Genomic DNA, 19,346 nt, shown 5'->3' on the forward strand with positions numbered 1-19,346 from the left:
CTGCGAAGGAAGATTTTATTAAGATTACTGTTTTTTAAACCTTTTGGTTTACCGTCTTCCCGATTGATCCGCAGGTCCGAGGTTTTTTCTCGCATTCAGGGGCGAAAAACAGCCTTGGCATATGCGGGTCGGCAATCATTTTTGGGGTGGTATGAAGAGTTTGTGGCGCAAGAAATCGGATAAAACCAAGACGCGAGGGAGGCCGTCGGACAATTGGGTCGGCAACTATCTGGCGCTTGTTGCCGGGCTTGTGTTCATCATCGGCGGATTGTTCTTCTATATCCACGACACGCTGACCGAGGTGGAAGACAATTTCCGAATTGACTCTTTCCAGACCAGCGCCCGGATCGATGGCATTGTCGAGCGCATTACCGGGAATATCGACAATCTTGAGCGCATGAACAATGCCACTCGCGAGGAGCAGGTGGACGCGGTACAAGCCAGCCTTTTCCTGTTGCTGGCGGTGCAAAGTGAATTGACCCTGAATGCGGGCATTGTCCGCGATGCCCTTGATCACAACAGGCTGGTCTATGATGACCTGATGCGCTGGATCAGCGAGGATGTGTTGGCCCTTCGGGAAATCCTGCTGGTGGCGGAACAGGGAAGCGGAACGTTCAATCGGGCGCAGGCAACCCGCCAGCTACAGGAATCCCTGCATTATATTCTGAAAATGCAAAGTGATCTGAGGGAGGCGACACAATTCGCGCTTGCCGAGCAGGCCTCCCGTGTTCGCGGATTCCGCGGCGACATGCTGATGGTCCTGTTCATCACGGCCATTCTGGGGGCCACGCTGGCCTATTCCATCTACCGCCGTCAGAAGACCACGAAGGAACTTGAAAATAGTGAATTGCGGCACCGGCGGATCTTCGAGAATGCGACCGAGGGGATTTATCAGGTGGACCTTGACGGGAACCTGATGGATGCCAATCCCGCCCTTGCGGGGTTGCTCGGGTTTCGCAATGTGGCGGACCTGCTGGAGAATGTTGAGTCCCTTAAAAAGGATGTCTATCTGAGCGATCAGATTGCGGATACCCATTTGATGCTGTTGTCGAAAGGCCAGTATCTGATTGACGAGATCCACCGCTGGAAACGCAAGGATGGAGCGTTGGTCTGGGGGGCCATTAACGCCCATACGGTTTTCGGGGACGATGGACAGGCCCTGTATTACGAGGGCACCTTTACCGATATGAACGCCCGGGTTGAGGCGGAACTGAGCCTACGCAAGGCGAAGGAAAGCGCCGAGTTGGCCAACCGTGCAAAATCCGAATTCCTTGCCAATATGAGCCATGAATTGCGGACCCCGCTGAATGCGATTATCGGCTTCTCGGAAATCCTCAAGGCGGAGGCCTTCGGGGGGCTCGGGCATCCGAACTACAAGGAATATGCAGGCGATATTCACTCTGCGGGGGAACATCTTCTGCAGGTTATTAACGACATTCTGGATGTTGCCAAGATTGAGGCTGGCCAGTTGCAGTTGTTCGAGCGCAAGGTCGACCTGAACCAGGTGATCAAGAGCGGCTTGCGGATGCTGTCGGTGCGGGCGGACAATGCGGAACTGCAACTGATCCCGGAAATTGCCCCGGACCTGCCGCCCATTCTGGCCGATGAAACCCGCATCAAGCAGATTCTGGTCAATCTGGTGTCCAACGCGGTCAAATTCACCGAGCCGGGAGGCAAGATCACCGTACGGGCCAAACTGCTGGATACTGACCAGATTTCCGTGCAGGTGATCGATACGGGGATCGGGATCGCGGAAAAGGACATTGCCCGGGTACTGTCCCGCTTTGGACAGGTACAGACAACCTATGCCCGGAATAACGAAGGGACAGGCCTTGGCTTGACCCTTGTACAGTTGATCGCCGAATTGCACGGGGCGGAATTCAAGCTGGAAAGTGTGCTTGAGGTGGGGACCACCTGTACCCTGATATTCCCGAAAGAACGCACCCAGGATCTGGTCCCGGAGGGCAGCAACGACAAACAGGGGCAGGTTGTGGCCTCGTTCCCGGCGGGAACAGCGACAGGGGCAGAGGCAGAGACCCCGGCCCCGATTGCGGCCAACGGCAAAGTTTGAAGGCAGAGGGCCATAAACAGGCCTTGACAGTTGTGCGCCGGGCGACAACTCTTCCCTCATGGAAAAACGACATGTAATTCTGGATTGTGATCCCGGTCAGGATGATGCGGTAGCCATTCTGCTGGCGCTAGCCTCGGAAGAGGAAATAAACCTGCTGGGGATCACCACGGTTGGGGGCAATGTCCCGCTTTACTGGACCGAAAGCAATGCCCGGCGGATTTGTGAACTTGCCAATCGCCCGGATATGAAGGTTTTTGCCGGGGCCAGTGGGCCGTTGATGCGAAAGCTGGTGACGGCGGAGTGGATCCACGGAAAGACAGGGATTGATGGTGCCAATCTGCCCGATCCGACCATGCCCCTGCAAGAGGCGCATGGGGTCGATTTTATTGTGGAAACCTGCATGGCAGCCGGTGAGGGCGAAATCACCCTTTGCCCGATCGGGCCCATGACCAATATCGCCCTCGCCATGATGAAAGAGCCGCAGATTATCCCGAAAATTCGCGAAATCGTCTGTATGGGCGGCGCGGTTCGGGAAATGGGCAACGTGACGCCAGCGGCCGAGTTCAATATCTATGTGGACCCCCATGCGGCCAAGGTGGTGCTGGATGCAGGCGTGCCCTTTACCATGATGCCGCTGGATGTGACCCACAAGGCCTTGGTGACCCCGGACCGGTTACAGCGGTTCAAGGACCTCAATTCCCCGGTGGGCGATGTTTGCGGGGGGATGCTGGATTATTTCAACCGCTTTGACATGACCCGCTACGGGTTTGACGGGGGGCCTTTACATGATCCGTGCGTCATTGCCTATCTGATTGATCCCGATATCTTTCAGGGGCGGCGGGTGTTCATGGATATTGAAACCCGGTCAGAGCTGACCTTGGGGCAGACCGTTGCCGACTGGTGGAATATTCAGGAACGCGAACCGAACGCCTATGTCTGTGACAGTCTGGATGCGGAGGCGTTTTTTGATCTTCTGACAACCCGTCTGGCGCGCCTGAAATAATCGGAAAACGGGGCCTAGTTGATAGGCTCGTCGCTTTTGCGGTGGCTGGGCCGGGATAAAACAAATCCGGCCCCCACCAGCATCAGGGCCAGCATGGACGCCAGCCCCCACCACGGCACATCACTGAACATAAACACCAGAATGGCACTTGTGGCCATGGTGGTGACGGTGACGATTTTGGCCCGCAGGGGGATCACGCCATATTCAGACCATTCCTGAAGCGGCGGTCCGAAAATACGGTGGGTATACAGCCAGTCATGAAACCGGTTGGAGGATTGGGAGAAGGCCCACAGGGCGATCAGAAGAAAGGGTGTTGTCGGCAGCACCGGCAGCACCACCCCCAAACCCCCAAGGGCTACAAAGAAGAAGCCCAGCCCCAGTAACAGGTATTTCTTGCCTTGTCTTGTCATGATAGGGGTGGAGACCTGTCCTTTATACTGCCTTTGGCGCGGGCGCCTTTTCTGTCCAAAGACTATCCCTTTCCCGGGTCCGGTTCAAACCATTGTTGAAAAGGCCCTCCTTGGAAGATGGGTCTGACGAATTTTTCGGGCCTGATTGTTCTGTTGTTAAGAAAAATCGGAAATATTCGGGAAGCTGTTGTTTATCAAGAAGTTCCCGTTTTGGCGGGCTCAGGAATACTCAAGGTAGGCGGGAAAAGATTGATATAAAACTTTCTGTTTAGTCCGGCAGAAGGGTTGAATAGGTATATTTTGATTGTTTTTTATGTTGAAATTCTTGAGGATTGAAAATTATACTATTTGTGACCACGATCAAAAAAGCAGGGTGCCTGACATAGGGAGTACAGTCAGGTCCGGTCCAGCCTGAAATAAGGAAGAATAGCTGGAGTGGGTTAGCATCCAATGCGCGAAAACAAGGTTCATGATCAACGGTCCAGGGAAGGTCACCAGTTTCCTAAGGGAGGGAAAATTGAGTATCAAATCAACGATCATTGTTGGCGCCGCCTTTGCGACGCTTTCCGCCTTTTCAGCTCAGGCAGCAGAAAAAATCAAGATCGCCTTTATCGACCCGCTGTCCGGCCCCTTCGCCGCAACGGGCACCAACGGCCTGCAGCAGTTTATTTATGCAGCGGATGAGCTGGTAAACAAGAAGGGCGGCGTTCTGGGCGGCCGTGAATTTGAAATTGTACCGCTGGATAACAAGGTCAGCCCGAAGGAAAGCCTAGTTCAGTTGAAGCGGGCTATCGGCGACGGTATTCATTATGTGGTGCAGGGGAACAGCTCCGGGGTGGCCAACGCCCTGACGGATGCCATCAGCAAGCACAACCGGCGCAACCCTGACAGCCGCGTCATCCTGCTGAACTATTCTGCGGTGGACCCGGCTCTCACCAATGAGAAATGCAGCTACTGGCACTTCCGTTTTGACGCCGGTGCGGACATCAAGATGAACGCCCTGACGGACGCCATCAAGAACAACTCGAACATCAAGAAGGTTTATATCATCGGTCAGGACTATTCGTTCGGTAAGGCCGTGGCCTCCAGTGCGATCCAGTTCCTGGGCGAAAAGCGTCCTGATATCGAAATTGTCGGCAACGAGTTGCACCCGATCGGGAAGGTCAAGGACTTTACCCCGTATGCAACAAAGATCCGGGCCTCCGGTGCGGATGCGGTGATCACAGGTAACTGGGGCGCCGACATGGTTGGCCTTGGCAAGGCGATCGGTGAAACCGGTCTGGATGTGCCGATCTACACCTATTATGCGGCCAATGACGGGATTACCAAAACCATCGGCGAAGGGGGTAAAAACCGCATTCGTCTGGTCCATGAAGGCCCCGTAAACCCACCAAGCAATGACGTTTACAAGGCTTACCACACCGGTTTCAAGGCCAAGAACCCGGATAAGGATGTCTCCCAGTTCCGGATCGTCAATGTGATCCAGATGCTGGCCAAGGCAATGGAGCAGGCTGGCAGTGAAAAACCCATCGAGGTTGCCAAGCAGCTTGAAGGGATGGAGTTCACCACCCTGCATGGTGAGAAAGTGGTCATGCGCTCTGATGATCACCAGTTGATCCAGCCGATCCATATCTCGGTCCATACGAACGAGAATATCACCTTCGATTCTGACAATTCAGGCTATGGCATGCGGACAGAGTCCACCATCGCAGCCGCAGACACGGCATTGCCGACAACATGCAAGATGGAACGGCCGGAATAATCGGTCCCATCTCTTAATCCTTCGGATACAGGGCCGTCTGGTGAACAACCGGACGGCCAGCCGGACGGGCTTGTCGCCCGTTTCCCCTCAATGTCTGTACTGTAAGAGATTCAAGCCATGTCTGAATTGTTGTTTTTCTCCCTGTTGAACGGGATTGTGACCGGCTTGCTGCTGTTTATGTTGGCAAGTGGCCTGACCCTGATCTTCTCCATGATGGGGGTTCTGAATTTTGCCCATGCCAGTTTCTACATGCTGGGCGCCTATTTCGCTTATACGATTAGTCTTTATGTGGGCTTCTGGCTCGGCCTGATCCTTGCCCCCCTTCTTGTCGGGGTGCTGGGGGCGCTGGTCGAACGATACGGCCTTCGCTATGTGCACCGATGGGGGCATGTGGCCGAATTGATTTTCACCTTTGGCCTCGCCTTCCTGATCGAGGAAGTGGTGCAGTTTATCTGGGGCAAGGAAACAAAGGCCTATCACGAGCCTGAGATTCTCCAGTTTTCCCTGTTTACCTTTTTTGGACAGGATTTCCCGGCCTACAAGGCCTTCATGCTTCTTGTCTCCATCGCCATTTTTATTGTCCTGTTGTTGATCCTGACCCGCTCCCGTATCGGGCTGATTATTCAGGCGGCCATCACCCATCCCAACATGACAGCCATGCTGGGGCATAATGTCCCCCTTGTCTTCATGGGGGTGTTCGGGGTTGGCTGTGCCCTTGCGGGTCTTGCCGGTGTGATTGCCGGGCCTGCCCTTGGCACATTCCCGGGCATGGCGGTGGTCCTTGGCAGTATCGTCTTTGTGATCGTCGTTGTGGGGGGGCTTGGGTCTTTGACCGGGGCCTTTGTCGCATCGTTGCTGATCGGCTTGTTGCAGACATTCGCCATTGCGCTGGATTATTCCGTTTCCGACCTTTTGGCGGTTCTGAATATTTCCGTCGATGCGGAAAGCGCCTTGCGTGACCTTTGGGCCCTGTCCCTGCCGCAGGTGGCACCCATCCTGCCATATCTGCTGTTGGTTCTGATCCTGATCTTCCGTCCAACCGGCCTGTTTGGGAAGCGTGAAACATGACTGATACAACACATCTCAATGGGGGGGAGGCGACTGCCCCTCTGGTCAAGCGGCTTGGGCCGTGGATCGGTCTGGCAGCCCTTCTGGTTGTCCTGCCCATGATCTTCAGCACCAACAGTGCCATCTATACCATGAACCTGATGGGCATCTTCGTGGTCTTTGCCCTCAGCTACAACATGTTGCTGGGGCAGGGGGGGATGCTGTCCTTTGGCCATGCGGTCTATTTCGGGCTGGGCGGGTTCATGTCCATGCATCTGGTCAACTACATCGAAGAGGAAATCTTTGTCCTTCCCATCTTTCTGGTGCCCATCTTCGGCGGCCTGATCGGGTTGGTGTTCGGTGTGATCATCGGCAGTTTCTCGACCCGCCGGGCGGGGACGGTATTTGCCATGATCTCGCTGGGGATCGGTGAATTGATGGCCGCAAGCTCCCTGATTTTTGTTGCCTTCTTTGGCGGCGAGGAAGGGGTTAGCGGGGACCGGACCATGGGGCCGAATATTCTGGGGGTGGATTTCGCCCAGGATATCGAGGTTTACTACCTGATCGCCGCATGGGCGTTCGTGACGATCCTGTTGATGTACCTGTTTTCCCGAACCCCCATGGGGCGGATGGCGAATGCGGTACGTGATAACGAGGAGCGAGCCGAGTTCATTGGCTACAGTCAGCGGAAGGTCCGGTTTATCTCTTTCTGTGCATCCGGGTTCTTTGCCGGTATCGCCGGCGGCCTGTTCGCCATCAACTTCGAAATCGTGACCGAGGAAAACCTCAATGCCATGACCTCCGGCGTGGTGCTTCTGATGGCCTATATCGGTGGGGTCGGGTTCTTTATCGGACCGATCATCGGGGCTGTTGTCTTTACGCTGCTGCAGACGTTGCTCAGTAATTATACGGAAATCTGGCAGCTTTATGTGGGCGTCCTGTTCGTCCTGACGGTGATGTATGTACCGCAGGGTCTGACCGGGATTCTGGCAATGCACGGCCCGGCCTTCCGAATGCAGCGCCTTGGGATACTGGTGGTGCCCTATATCCGGGCGGGTCTGCCAACGGCATTGATGTTGTGCGGCATTATCGGCTTTTTGGAAATGATCCATCACCTTCGCGCGGCTGCTGTGGGGGAAACCGGAATGTCCCTTGCCGGGATCGAGTTTGATACCCATGCGGTCATGCCGTGGGTCGTCGTTGTCCTGATGGGCAGCGTCGGGGCCTTCTTGACCAAAACCCAGATGCCGCAATTGCGGGAGGCGTGGGATCAGGCGAATGCCCCTCTTGCCTCTGACAAGGGAGTGACATCATGACGTCAGCCATTGCCCTGAAGGGGGTTGTCAAAAGTTTCGGGCCGACCCAGATCATTCGCGGTGTCGATCTTGATATTCGTCAGGGGGAACGCCACGCCATTATCGGTCCCAACGGGGCTGGTAAATCGACCCTGTTTCACCTGATCAGTGGTCGCTACACCCTGACCGGGGGGTCGGTTCACCTGAAAGGGGAGGAGATCAGCAATCTTCCCCCCTATGAAATCTATCGGAAAGGACTGTCCCGCAGTTTTCAGGTGACCAACCTGTTCCCGCAGATGAGTGTTTTTGAAAATGTTCGCTGCGGCCTGATGTGGGTCAAGAACTACCGTTATTCTTTCTGGCATCTGGTGGACCGGGAAAGGGACCTGAACCGGAGGGTGATGGAAGTTCTGGAGGAAATCGGTCTGGCAAATCGCCAGCATGTTCCGGCGGGGGTTCTGACCTATGCAGAACAGCGGGCCCTGGAAATCGGGATCGCCGCAGCGGGCGGTGCCGATGTCATCATGCTGGACGAGCCAACCGCCGGGATGAGCCATTCGGAAACCGATCAGGCCATCAGCCTGATCCGTAAGGTGACCGAGGGCCGAACACTGGTGATGGTGGAGCATGACATGGGCGTCGTGTTTGATCTGGCAGACCGGATTTCGGTTCTGGTGTATGGCGAGATTATCGCCACGGATACACCGGAAAACATTCGCAACAACAAAGCCGTTCAGGAAGCCTATCTGGGGGCGGAGGCCGAGCATGCTTGAAGTGAAAGACCTACATGCCTACTACGGCAAAAGCCATATTCTTCAAGGGGTGACCTTCAATGTGAAGGAAGGGGAGATCGTTTCTCTTCTCGGGCGAAATGGCGTCGGGCGCTCCACCACCATCAAGTCCATCATGGGCGAGGTGGCGCCGCAAGGCTCCATCCTGTATCGCGGGCGGCAGATCGCCGGGTTGAAGGCCCACGAGATCGCCCGTTGCGGCCTTGGGTATGTGCCTGAAAACCGGGATGTATTTCCGGGCATGACGGTGCGCCAGAATTTGCTTCTGGGCATCAAGGACATGAAGGTGGAAGGGCGCTGGAAAATGGATGACATGTTCGACATGTTTCCAAACCTTCGAAACCGGGCGGATGTGGATGCGGGCGTCCTGTCCGGAGGGGAGCAGCAGATGCTCACCATGTGCCGAACCCTGATGGGGGATCCCGATCTGATCATGATCGATGAACCCACCGAGGGGCTGGCACCAAAAATCGTGGAGCAGGTCGGAGATCTACTTTCTGAAATTGCCCGTCGCGGAGTTTCTATTCTTCTGGTAGAACAGAAACTGGCAATTGCTCTCAAGATATCTCACCGTCTGTATGTGATGGGTCATGGTCATATGGTGTATGAGGGAACACCTGATGAACTTAAGGCGAACGAGCAGATCCGTAAGGAATGGCTCGAAGTCTGAGTGATCCCGTACGACGGAGAGATGGCGGTGACTGACCCGACTGCCCGGGTCGTCACCGCCCTTTTTATATGTTGAAACATTTTGCGGGTTCCCGGAAACGCATTATCATCCTGCCAAGACAGGGACTGCCGTCAGGCGGAATAAAAAAGACTGAGTTCTGAGCAAGAGGTTCACCCATGAGCAAGACGCATGTGTCGCTGGACGACAAGTATGAACTGGAAGAAGGTCAGGTTTTCATTACCGGGACACAGGCCCTGGTTCGATTGCCCATCATGCAACGCCAGCGGGATGCCGCCCAGGGACTGAAAACCGGGGCCTTTATCTCCGGCTATCGGGGGTCGCCCCTCGGCCTGTATGACCAGAGCCTCTGGAAAGCCAAGCCGTTTCTGGAAAATAACGATATCCATTTCCAGCCCGGTGTGAACGAGGACCTTGCCGCCACAAGCCTTTGGGGAACGCAGCAGATCCACCTTTCCGGGCAGTCCGATTATGACGGTGTGTTTGGAATCTGGTATGGCAAGGGCCCCGGCGTTGACCGGTCCGGCGATGTGTTGAAACATGCCAATATGGCGGGGACAACCCCGCATGGGGGGGTTCTTGTCCTGATGGGGGATGACCATACGGCGAAATCCTCGACCGTCGCCCACCAGAGCGAACAGGCCATGATGGCCGCCATGATCCCCGTTTTGAACCCGGCCACCGTTCAGGAATATCTGGATTACGGCCTGCATGGCATCGCCCTCAGTCGCTATGCCGGGGTGTGGGTTGGCATGAAATGCTTGACCGATACGGTGGAAAGTTCGGCAACGGCCTATGTGGGGCCGGACCGGGTGCAGGTTCAAATCCCGGATACAATTGATCCCCCGGCGGATGGGGTCTATTTGCGCTGGCCCGATAATGCGGTGTTCCAGGAAAAGCGGATGCTCCGTCACAAGCTGCCCATGGTCGAGGCCTATTTGCAGGCCAACAAGCTGGACCGGATCACACAGGACAGTCCCAACCGCAAGATCGGGATCATTACCACGGGCAAGCCGTGGCTGGATGTGCAGCAGGCCTTGGGCGATCTTGGGATCAGCGAGGAATACGCGGCCGAGATCGGGCTGTCCGTCTACAAGGTCGCCTGCGTCTGGCCGCTGGAGCCGGAGGGCATCCGGGCCTTTGCCGAAGGGCTGGATGAAATTCTGGTGGTCGAGGAAAAGCGCAGCCTGATCGAGGAACAGGTTGCCCGCATCCTGTTTGACATGCCGGAGCGACCGCGACTGGTCGGCAAATATGATGACAAGCGACAGGAACTGCTTCCGTCTGACGGGGAACTGACACCGCGTATCGTGGCAACCGCCATTGCGTCGCGCCTGAAAGAGCGGGACCTGCCGCAAGAGATTCTGGACGGGATCAGTGTCGCCGAGGCCAACGAGGGCGGCAATACCATGCCGGCGGCGCCGGTCGCCCGGACCCCGTGGTTCTGTTCCGGCTGCCCGCATAATTCTTCGACCAATGTTCCGGAAGGAAGCCGCGCAATGGCTGGTATTGGCTGTCATACCATGGCTATTTACATGCCCAACCGGCGAACCCAGACCTTTACCCATATGGGGGCCGAGGGGGCGAACTGGATCGGGCAGGCGCCGTTCACCCGCGAGAAGCATATCTTCCAGAATTTGGGGGACGGCACCTATTACCATTCCGGTCTGATGGCGATCCGGGCCGCAGCGGCGGCAGATGTGAATATTACCTATAAAATCCTGTTTAATGATGCGGTTGCCATGACGGGGGGGCAGCCCTTTGATGGGCCGTTGTCGCCGTGGCAGATCAGCCAGCAGGTCCATGCGGAAGGCGTGAAGAAAATCGCCGTTGTCACCGACGAGCCGGAAAAATACGACGCCCGGGCCCAGTGGGCGCCGGGGGTAACCGTCCATCATCGGGATGATCTGGACAGTGTGCAGCGGGACCTGCGGGAGGTGCCGGGGGTGACGGTTCTGATTTACGATCAGACCTGTGCAGCGGAAAAACGGCGGCGGCGCAAACGGGGCACTTTCCCGGACCCGGCCAAGCGCGCCTTTATCAATGATCTGGTTTGCGAGGGATGCGGCGATTGCGGTGTGGCGTCGAACTGCGTTTCGGTCAAGCCGCTGGAAACGGCCTTCGGGCGCAAGCGGACCATCGATCAATCTTCCTGCAACAAGGACTTTTCCTGTGTGAAGGGCTTCTGTCCCAGCTTTGTCACCGTCGAGGGGGGCGGCTTGCGGAAAAGCCGGAAAAAGGCTGTCGCATCCGATGCGATCGATGTGAAAAATCCGGCCGCAGGCCTGACCGATCCGGCCTTGCCGGAAACCGGCGACAGTTACAATATTCTGGTGACCGGGATCGGCGGTACCGGCGTGGTGACCATTGGTGCCCTGCTGGGCATGGCGGCCCATCTGGAAGGCAAGGGGGCGTCCATTCTGGACCAGACCGGTTTGGCCCAGAAAAACGGTGCCGTCATGAGCCATGTGCGGATCACCCCAACGGCGGCCGATCTTGGCGGAACCCGTATTCCCAACCGGCAGGCCGATCTGGTGCTGGGCTGCGATCTTGTGGTCGCGGCGGGCAAGGATGCGCTGTCAACCTACGGGCTTGGCCGGACACGGGCGGTGATCAATGATCATGTGGTGCCGGTGGCAGCCTTTACGCTGGCCCCCGATCTTGCCATGGAGCGGGAGGCCCTGACCACGCTGGTATCCAGTGCCATCGGGCGGGACCAGTCGGAATTTGTCGATAGCATGGTGATTGCAACGGCCCTGATGGGGGATTCAATTGCCGCAAACCTGTTCCTGCTGGGATATGCCTGGCAGAAGGGAACTGTCCCGTTGTCGGCGGCCTCTATTGAACAGGCCATTGAATTGAACGGTGTGGCGGTTGAGGCCAACAAGCTGAGTTTCGCTTGGGGGCGCAAGGCGGCATCGGACCTTGCGATGGTTAGCCGGTTGGCCCTGCCTGAGGAGGGCGCCAGCGAGACATCCAAGGCGGAAACACTGGACGAGATGATCCAGCGCCGTGCCGATTTCCTGAAATCATACCAGAGCGGACGCTATGCCCGGCGGTATACATCACTGGTGGACGAGGTCAGAAAGGCCGAGACAGCAGTGCTTGCCGGATCAGAAGCGTTTGCCCGCGCCGCAGCACGATACCTGTTCAAACTGATGGCTTACAAGGACGAGTATGAAGTCGCCCGGTTATATACGGACGGGACCTTTGCCGCCAAAATCGCCGAGCAGTTTGAGGGGGATTTCCGCTTGAAATTCCATCTGGCCCCGCCGTTATTCGCAAAACGCGATCCGGCAACCGGTCATTTGAAAAAGCAGGAATTCGGTCCGTGGATGATGAAGGCGTTTTCCGTGTTGGCGAAATTCCGCTTCCTGCGCGGAACGGCCCTTGATCCCTTTGGAAAAACCGAGGAGCGCAAGACCGAGGTCGCCCTGATCACGGAATATGAAGCCACCCTGCGGGAACTGTTGGCAGGATTGACAGCGGACAATCTGGCGCTGGCGGTCGAGATTGCCGAGGTTCCGGAACATATTCGTGGCTTTGGGCATGTGAAGGAACGCCATCTTGAGGCGGCAAGGAACGAGAGGGCGGCTCTTGTGGACCGGTTTCGCAAGGGCGAGACTGGGCAAATAGCAGCGGAGTAGGGGCATTTCCGGTGCCGAATTGTTGGTGACGAACGATCACCTGCGGGTATAATGCAGGCGGAATTTATATGACCCCTCCGCCTGTTGCCCGGCGGTGCACATGTACGCAAGAACAAGAAACAAGAAGGAAACAGACATGTCCAACGATCTTCTCGAAAATATTGAAAACGGGATTGCCACCCTGACCATGAACCGGCCGCAGGCACGCAATGCCTTCTCTCAGGAGATCATGACCGGCCTGTTGGAAAAGCTGACTGCATATGCGTCAGACAAGTCCATCCGGGCGGTCGTCCTGACCGGCGCTGGCGGCGCCTTCAGTGCGGGCGGGGACGTGAAGGGCTTTGCCAGCAAGGCTGATGGTGCCGCCGGCGGCTATGACTTCAACGAGAAGGTTGAACATCTTCGTGCAAAAATGGATGTCAGCCGTATCCTGCACGAAATGCCGAAACCCACATTGGCCGTTATTCCGGGTCCGGCAGCCGGTGCGGGCTTTTCGCTGGCCCTTGCCTGCGATATGCGGATTGCAACCGAGACAGCCAAAATGACAACCGCCTTCTCAAAAGTCGGGTTGTCCGGTGACTTTGGCGGCTCCTATTTCCTGACCAAACTGGTGGGAATGGCCAAGGCCCGGGAGCTGTATTTCACCGGTAAGGTCCTGAGCGGCAAGGAAGCGGAAGCCATGGGGATCGTCAACAAGGCGGTGCCCGAGGAAGACCTGGCAGAGGCCGCCGCCGCCATGGCCGCAGAACTTGCCAGCCTGCCGACCATTGCCGTTGGTTTCATGAAAAAGAACCTGAATAACGCCCTGCATGGTGATCTGAACAGTGTTCTGGATTGGGAAGCCATTCATATGATCAGCACCTTTGATACGGAAGATCACAAGGGCGCGGCCAAGGCGTTCGTGGAAAAACGGGTGCCGGAATTCAAAGGTCGTTAAGGCTTTTGGTGGGACGCGATGGTGGCTTCGGGCTGTCATCGCGTTTCGCTCACTGGTTTGATTCGATCCCGGCTGATTGCGGTTATGGTTAATTTCCACAGTTTGTTGAATGAACCGTTCGAATGCACAATTGCGCGAAGAAAACGGATTGTTATTTTCCGATAACTTTATATTAGTATTTTAATTATATGTAATTTTCTGTACCCTTCTGAAGACATATGAGAAGGAAAAGGAAAATGAACACATTCTCTAAACTGTTGGCCGGGTTGGGTGTCGCAGTGGGGTTGTCGTTGATTTCCAGTACCGCGTTTTCTGCGACATGTTCCTTTGGGGATACCCTGTTTGACGGCACCAGCGGCGCCGATCTGACCACCTCCACCGCCTGTGAATATTATGAGGGCAATGATACCAACCAGATTGGCCTGACGATTGATCCATTTGGTATTACGGACTGGACCCTGGCGGCCAAGTCTGATGGTCCCGATGGGGACGGAGCCCTGACCTTGAGTGGTGTCGTCGATGGCGATACATCCGGGTCTTGGGATGTGGGTGATTTCATGGGCTATACCACGGTCATGATATCCATGAAGGCAGGGGATGCCTTTGCAGCCTATCTTCTGGACACCAGTTTCACATCCGGCCTGTGGACCACGGAAAGCGTTTTCCCTAACCGGGATGGGGGCAGGGAGTTATCCCATATATCCCTCTATTATTCGCCGCAACTGACGCAAATACCGCTTCCGGCGGCCTTGCCGTTATATCTGGCAGGGATGTTGTTGCTTGGGGCTTTTGGCTGGTTGAAAGCCAGCAAGACCACGGGTTGAGTCTTTCCCGGGTTTCTCTGCTTCTTTTGGTGCGACCTTATGACGCCTCGGCTTTTGTTGAGCCGGGGCGTTTTCACGGTATATGTTGATCCAGTTCAATGCGTACCAATCTGAGCAGAGTATTGTTATGAGTTTTATCTTCAAGGTCCTGGGGTATATTCCCGTTCTTGGCTTTTTCATTCGTGAAGCGGTTGAGGGTCATGTTTCCAGCACGATCTTCTTTGCGCTGAACATCATCATGGGCTGGATTCTGGCCATTTACTATTTCGGCTATCCGGCCATTATCATTCCGGCCCTGTGCCTTGTGGGGACTGTGTTTACAGCCCTGATCAACATCACAGCGCAGGATTTGCTTCGCAAAAGCTGATCCCCTCCAAAAACCAGCTTCCCCATCATTCAATGTTTGACCGGTCCTCCAGAAATGGATAGGACTTTACCCCTTATTCGGTGTAATCGATTGTGATGGGGGAGCTGGAAATATGTCAGAAATTGCCGGGCTGATTCTGCCGCTGTTCGGCCTGATTTTTCTGGGATATATCGTTGCCCGTATTACCCGGCAACCGGCCGAGGCGATGGGATGGCTGAATACCTTCATCATCTATGCCGCCCTTCCGGCCCTGTTTTTCAAGCTGTTGTCGAAAACCCCGGTTGAACAACTGGCCAGTTGGGATTTTGTCCTGTCCAATCTGGCGGTGACCTTTTCCCTGTTTCTTCTGATCTTTCTTGTGGGCGCGTGTATTCGCCGCTCCACCACTCCGGAAGCGACCATTCAGGGGTTGGCCGCCGCCTATGGCAATATCGGCTATATGGGGCCGGCCGTGGCGATCCTGACCTTTGGGGAGCGGGCGGCGGTGCCGGTGGCCCTGATCGTCTGTTTCGAGAATGTGATGCATTTCATCGTGGCGCCGACCTTCATGGCCGTGGCGGGCGGGGACAAGCGCAACGGACTGGCTCTTGCGCGGGACATTGCCAAAAAGGTGATGCTGCATCCCTTTATCGTATCAACCATTCTGGGCATGGCCGCCGCTGTCAGCGGGATTGCCATCCCGACACCGGTTGAGGGGCTGGTCAACTATCTGGCGCAGGCCGCCGCACCGTGCGCCCTGTTTGCCATGGGGGTCAGTCTGGCCTTGCGGCCCTTGAGGAAAATGCCGCTGGAACTCAGCTATATCATTCTGGCCAATCTGGTCCTGCATCCCATCCTGATGTATGTGGCCTTGAGCTGGATTGGTGATTTTGACCCGATCTGGATGTATACGGCGGTTCTTCTAGCAGCCTTGCCGACGGCGACCAATGTGTTTGTGCTGGCCCAGCAATACGGGGTCTGGATTGAAAGGGCATCGGCCACCATCCTGCTGACCACCATCCTGTCGGTTTTCACGGTCAGCGCCTTTGTCTTCCTCATTACCCAGGGCCTGTTGCCACCGGACCTGTTCCCGGGGCGCTGAACCCGCAGAAAACAAGAATTTCCGGCCCGCATCCCGTTACAGTGATTGCGTATCCGGGGCCGATGGCCTACAACAGGCAAAACTTGAGCATTCTGTCAACCGGAGCACGATAACGAATGGCTTCCTATCAGTATATTTATGTGATGAGCGGTCTGTCCAAGACCTACCCCGGCGGCAAGCAGGTTCTGAAAGACATCCGCCTCAGCTTTTTCCCCGGGGCGAAAATTGGTGTGCTGGGCCTGAACGGTGCCGGTAAGTCAACCTTGCTGAAGATCATGGCAGGGATCGAAACCGAATTTACCGGTGAAGCCTGGGCCGCAGAGGGCGTCAAGGTCGGTTATCTGGCGCAGGAGCCGGAACTGGACCCCGCCAAGGACGTGGTCGGGAACGTCATGGATGGCGTGGCCGAGAAAAAGGCCCTTCTGGACGAATTCAACGAGATTTCCGCCCGCTTCGCCGAGGAAATGACCGATGATGAAATGAACGACCTGATCGCAAAGCAGGGCGAATTGCAGGAAGTCATCGATGCCCAGAACCTGTGGGATCTGGAGCGGGAAGTGGAAATCGCCATGGACGCGCTGCGCTGTCCTCCGGGCGATGCGGATGTGACCAAGCTGTCCGGTGGTGAACGTCGCCGTGTGGCGCTTTGCCGTTTGCTGCTGTCCAAGCCGGACATGCTGCTGCTGGACGAACCGACCAACCATCTGGACGCGGAAAGTGTCGCATGGCTTGAGCGCTTCCTCCATGACTATACAGGCACAGTTGTGGCGGTTACCCACGATCGTTACTTCCTTGATAATGTCGCAGGCTGGATTTTGGAACTGGACCGTGGTCATGGTATTCCGTGGGAAGGCAACTATTCCAGCTGGCTGGACCAGAAGGAAAAACGACTGGAGCAGGAAGGCAAGGCCGAAGATGCCCGCCGCCGGACCCTGAAGCACGAACTGGAATGGATCCGTCAGGGCGCCAAGGGGCGTCAGACAAAGTCCAAGGCCCGTATCAGTGCTTATGAGGACCTGCTTAGTCAGGACGCGGAAAAGCGCGCCGACAACATGCAGATTTCCATTCCGGCCGGACCGCGCCTTGGTGATCTGGTGGTCGAGGCCAATGGCGTCAGCAAGGGCTTTGGCGATCGTCTGCTGATTGATGACCTGACATTCAAGCTGCCTCCGGGGGCGATTGTCGGTGTGATCGGCCCGAACGGTGCCGGTAAAACCACCCTGTTCAAGCTGCTGAACGGGCAGGAAACCCCGGACGCCGGTGAATTCGTTGTCGGCCCGACGGTCAAGCTCGGTTATGTGGATCAGGACCGTGATACGCTGGATCCCAACAAAACCGTCTGGGAGGAAATTTCCGAAGGCAACGAGATCATCTATCTTGGCAAGCGGGAAATCAACAGCCGGGCCTATGTATCCGGGTTCAACTTCAAGGGATCGGACCAGCAGAAAAAGGTCGGCCAGCTTTCCGGTGGTGAACGGAACCGTGTCAACCTTGCCAAGATGCTGAAATCCGGCGCCAACTTCCTGATGCTTGACGAACCGACCAACGACCTTGACGTGGATACCCTCCGCGCCCTGGAAGAAGCCTTGCTTGAATTCGCCGGTTGCGCCGTCGTGATCAGCCATGACCGCTGGTTCCTCGATCGTATCGCCACCCATATCCTCGCCTATGAAGGGGATAGCCATGTGGAATGGTTCGAAGGAAACTTCGAAGCCTACGAAGAAGACAAGAAGCGTCGGCTTGGCGCCAGTGCGACAGAACCGCACCGGATCAAGTACAAACCGATCAGCCGCTAAGGCACTTGAAAATGGCCCGATTTTGTCGGGCCATTTTTTTTGCCCTTTTGATGGCATGTGGTGTGTTTTCTCTGAAGATTATTCAGGATAAGGTGAAGCATTGCCTGGGGAGGGGAACATGTTATCGGATTATCACCAATATGACGGGTTGGGACTGGCGGCGCTTGTCTGCGAGGGAGAGGTTAGCCCGGCCGAGCTTGTGGATACGGCCATCGCCGAGATCGAGCGGCTTGACCCGGCCTTGAACGCGATCACACAGACCCTGTATGAGGAGGCCCGCAGCGCGGCTCGGGAAGGGGTGGACCGGGATGCCCCCTTTGCAGGGGTTCCCTTTCTGGTCAAGGACCTGATCGCCACGGTTGCCGGAACGCCGACCACGGGCAGTTGCAGGATATTAAAAGAACATCGCTTTGCTGCGGATTCAGAACTGGTCGCACGGTTCCGGCGGGCAGGACTGATGATCCTTGGCAAGACCAATACACCGGAGTTCGGGATCATGGGTATCACGGAACCGGTGCTGAACGGGCCGACCCGCAACCCGTGGGATGTGAGCCGGGGCAGCGGCGGGTCAAGCGGCGGATCAGCCGCGGCGGTCGCCGCCCGGATGGTGCCCTTGGCCCATGGCGGTGATGGCGGTGGGTCCATCCGTATTCCAGCCAGTCATTGTGGCCTTGTGGGGTTGCTTCCCAGCCGGGGCCGCAACCCGATGGGCCCCGGCCTTGGCGAGGCTTGGGGTGGTCTTGCCCGCGAGCATGTCCTGACCCGGACAGTGCGGGACAGCGCGGCCATGCTGGACTGTATCGCAGGCGCTGATGTGGGCGCTCCCTACGCGGCGCCGGCCATGACCGGCACCTCGTTTCTGGCGGCGGCGCAGGCCGCCCCTGTTCCGCTGACCATTGCCTTCACGAAAGAGGCCTTGTATGGCCGGGACAATCACCCGGATTGTGTGGCCGCCGTTGAAAAGACCGTGAAACTGCTGCAGGACCTTGGCCATACGGTTGAGGAGGCAAAGCCGGAACTGGACCGGCACGCCCTTGCAAAGGCCTATCTGATGATCGTTTGTGGCTGGGTCGCCTGGGAAATTGAACACAGCGCCGGGATTGCTGGTGTGCCTGTGCGCAGTGGGGATTATGAGCTGACCTCGTGGGTGATGGGGCTTGTCGGGCGCAAGAACGGGGCGATCGAACTGGCGAAGGCGCGGCATATTTGTGATATGGCGGCGCGAACCATGGGGCGTTTCCATCAGCGGTATGATTTGTTCCTGACCTCAACAACAGCCCGCCCACCGGTTGAGGTGGGGGAGCTATATCCATCGGGGGGCGATGCGGTTGCCCTGAATGTCCTGAAATACCTGCCCCTTAAAAGCCTGCTGAACAAGGCGCTGGATTCTCTGGCAGAGGAAGCCCTGTCCGCGACGCCCAACACGCAGCTTTTCAACCAGACGGGGCAACCGGCCCTGTCCCTGCCTTTATGGCAGAATGGGGAGGGGCTGCCGATCGGGGTTCAGTTTGCCGCCCCCCTTGGGGGAGAGGGAACCCTGTTCAGGATCGCGTCGGAACTGGAGGCGGCGAACCCGTGGATTGACAGACAGCCTTCTTTGCTCAAAGCTGTTTGAATATTAGAGAAG

Annotated in this window: 15 protein-coding genes; 14 read left to right on the top strand and 1 reads right to left on the bottom strand. The window is 56.6% G+C overall.

Annotation, left to right across the window (positions count from 1 at the left end; translation table 11 throughout):
• Nucleotides 1-151: 151 nt before the first annotated feature.
• Both FQB27_RS07740 and FQB27_RS07745 read left to right on the top strand, forming a co-directional pair.
• Nucleotides 152-2,071 (top strand): PAS domain-containing sensor histidine kinase, encoded by a 1,920-nt coding sequence (locus FQB27_RS07740; RefSeq protein ID WP_169560337.1) that lies wholly within the window; start codon nucleotides 152-154, stop codon nucleotides 2,069-2,071.
• A 58-nt stretch (nucleotides 2,072-2,129) separates the two neighbouring features.
• A complete protein-coding gene (locus FQB27_RS07745; protein ID WP_169560338.1) occupies nucleotides 2,130-3,074 on the top strand; it encodes a nucleoside hydrolase in 945 nt (314 codons plus the stop codon).
• A gap of 14 nt (nucleotides 3,075-3,088) precedes the next feature.
• Here the strand turns inward: FQB27_RS07745 and FQB27_RS07750 are convergent, their stop codons facing one another.
• Nucleotides 3,089-3,484 (bottom strand): YbaN family protein, encoded by a 396-nt coding sequence (locus FQB27_RS07750; protein WP_206374438.1) that lies wholly within the window; start codon nucleotides 3,482-3,484, stop codon nucleotides 3,089-3,091.
• Between the two features lie 523 nt (nucleotides 3,485-4,007).
• Between FQB27_RS07750 and FQB27_RS07755 the strand changes: the two genes are divergently transcribed.
• The 12 genes from FQB27_RS07755 (at nucleotide 4,008) to FQB27_RS07810 (ending at nucleotide 19,334) form a co-directional block, all read left to right on the top strand.
• A complete protein-coding gene (locus tag FQB27_RS07755) occupies nucleotides 4,008-5,246 on the top strand; it encodes a branched-chain amino acid ABC transporter substrate-binding protein (protein WP_380683858.1) in 1,239 nt (412 codons plus the stop codon).
• A 117-nt stretch (nucleotides 5,247-5,363) separates the two neighbouring features.
• The gene (locus FQB27_RS07760; protein ID WP_169560340.1) at nucleotides 5,364-6,314 is read left to right on the top strand and encodes a branched-chain amino acid ABC transporter permease; all 951 of its coding nucleotides are present in this window, start codon (nucleotides 5,364-5,366) and stop codon (nucleotides 6,312-6,314) included.
• Nucleotides 6,311-7,609, top strand: coding sequence for a branched-chain amino acid ABC transporter permease (locus FQB27_RS07765; RefSeq protein WP_169560341.1), 1,299 nt, complete (start codon nucleotides 6,311-6,313; stop codon nucleotides 7,607-7,609). Before FQB27_RS07760 ends, FQB27_RS07765 begins: the two co-directional genes overlap by 4 nt.
• Nucleotides 7,606-8,361: an ABC transporter ATP-binding protein gene (locus FQB27_RS07770; protein WP_169560342.1), complete on the top strand. Its 756-nt coding sequence runs from the start codon at nucleotides 7,606-7,608 to the stop codon at nucleotides 8,359-8,361. Before FQB27_RS07765 ends, FQB27_RS07770 begins: the two co-directional genes overlap by 4 nt.
• Nucleotides 8,354-9,049 carry an ABC transporter ATP-binding protein gene (locus FQB27_RS07775; RefSeq protein ID WP_169560343.1) on the top strand — a complete coding sequence of 232 codons (696 nt, stop codon included), beginning with the start codon at nucleotides 8,354-8,356 and terminating at the stop codon, nucleotides 9,047-9,049. Before FQB27_RS07770 ends, FQB27_RS07775 begins: the two co-directional genes overlap by 8 nt.
• 176 nt (nucleotides 9,050-9,225) lie before the next feature.
• Nucleotides 9,226-12,714 carry an indolepyruvate ferredoxin oxidoreductase family protein gene (locus FQB27_RS07780; RefSeq protein WP_169560344.1) on the top strand — a complete coding sequence of 1,163 codons (3,489 nt, stop codon included), beginning with the start codon at nucleotides 9,226-9,228 and terminating at the stop codon, nucleotides 12,712-12,714.
• A 136-nt stretch (nucleotides 12,715-12,850) separates the two neighbouring features.
• Nucleotides 12,851-13,651 carry an enoyl-CoA hydratase-related protein gene (locus tag FQB27_RS07785; RefSeq protein WP_169560345.1) on the top strand — a complete coding sequence of 267 codons (801 nt, stop codon included), beginning with the start codon at nucleotides 12,851-12,853 and terminating at the stop codon, nucleotides 13,649-13,651.
• 236 nt (nucleotides 13,652-13,887) lie between these two features.
• Nucleotides 13,888-14,475 carry a hypothetical protein gene (locus FQB27_RS07790; RefSeq protein WP_169560346.1) on the top strand — a complete coding sequence of 196 codons (588 nt, stop codon included), beginning with the start codon at nucleotides 13,888-13,890 and terminating at the stop codon, nucleotides 14,473-14,475.
• 127 nt (nucleotides 14,476-14,602) lie between these two features.
• Nucleotides 14,603-14,842, top strand: a complete 240-nt coding sequence (locus FQB27_RS07795; protein WP_169560347.1) for a hypothetical protein — start codon at nucleotides 14,603-14,605, stop codon at nucleotides 14,840-14,842.
• Nucleotides 14,843-14,954: 112 nt separating this feature from the next.
• The gene (locus FQB27_RS07800) at nucleotides 14,955-15,923 is read left to right on the top strand and encodes an AEC family transporter (RefSeq protein ID WP_169560348.1); all 969 of its coding nucleotides are present in this window, start codon (nucleotides 14,955-14,957) and stop codon (nucleotides 15,921-15,923) included.
• A gap of 116 nt (nucleotides 15,924-16,039) precedes the next feature.
• Nucleotides 16,040-17,719: an energy-dependent translational throttle protein EttA gene (gene ettA / locus FQB27_RS07805; protein WP_169560349.1), complete on the top strand. Its 1,680-nt coding sequence runs from the start codon at nucleotides 16,040-16,042 to the stop codon at nucleotides 17,717-17,719.
• 118 nt (nucleotides 17,720-17,837) lie between these two features.
• The gene (locus FQB27_RS07810; RefSeq protein WP_169560350.1) at nucleotides 17,838-19,334 is read left to right on the top strand and encodes an amidase; all 1,497 of its coding nucleotides are present in this window, start codon (nucleotides 17,838-17,840) and stop codon (nucleotides 19,332-19,334) included.
• Nucleotides 19,335-19,346 lie beyond the last annotated feature (12 nt).

The organism is Sneathiella chinensis, assembly GCF_012720115.1.
Taxonomy (GTDB): domain Bacteria; phylum Pseudomonadota; class Alphaproteobacteria; order Sneathiellales; family Sneathiellaceae; genus Sneathiella; species Sneathiella chinensis.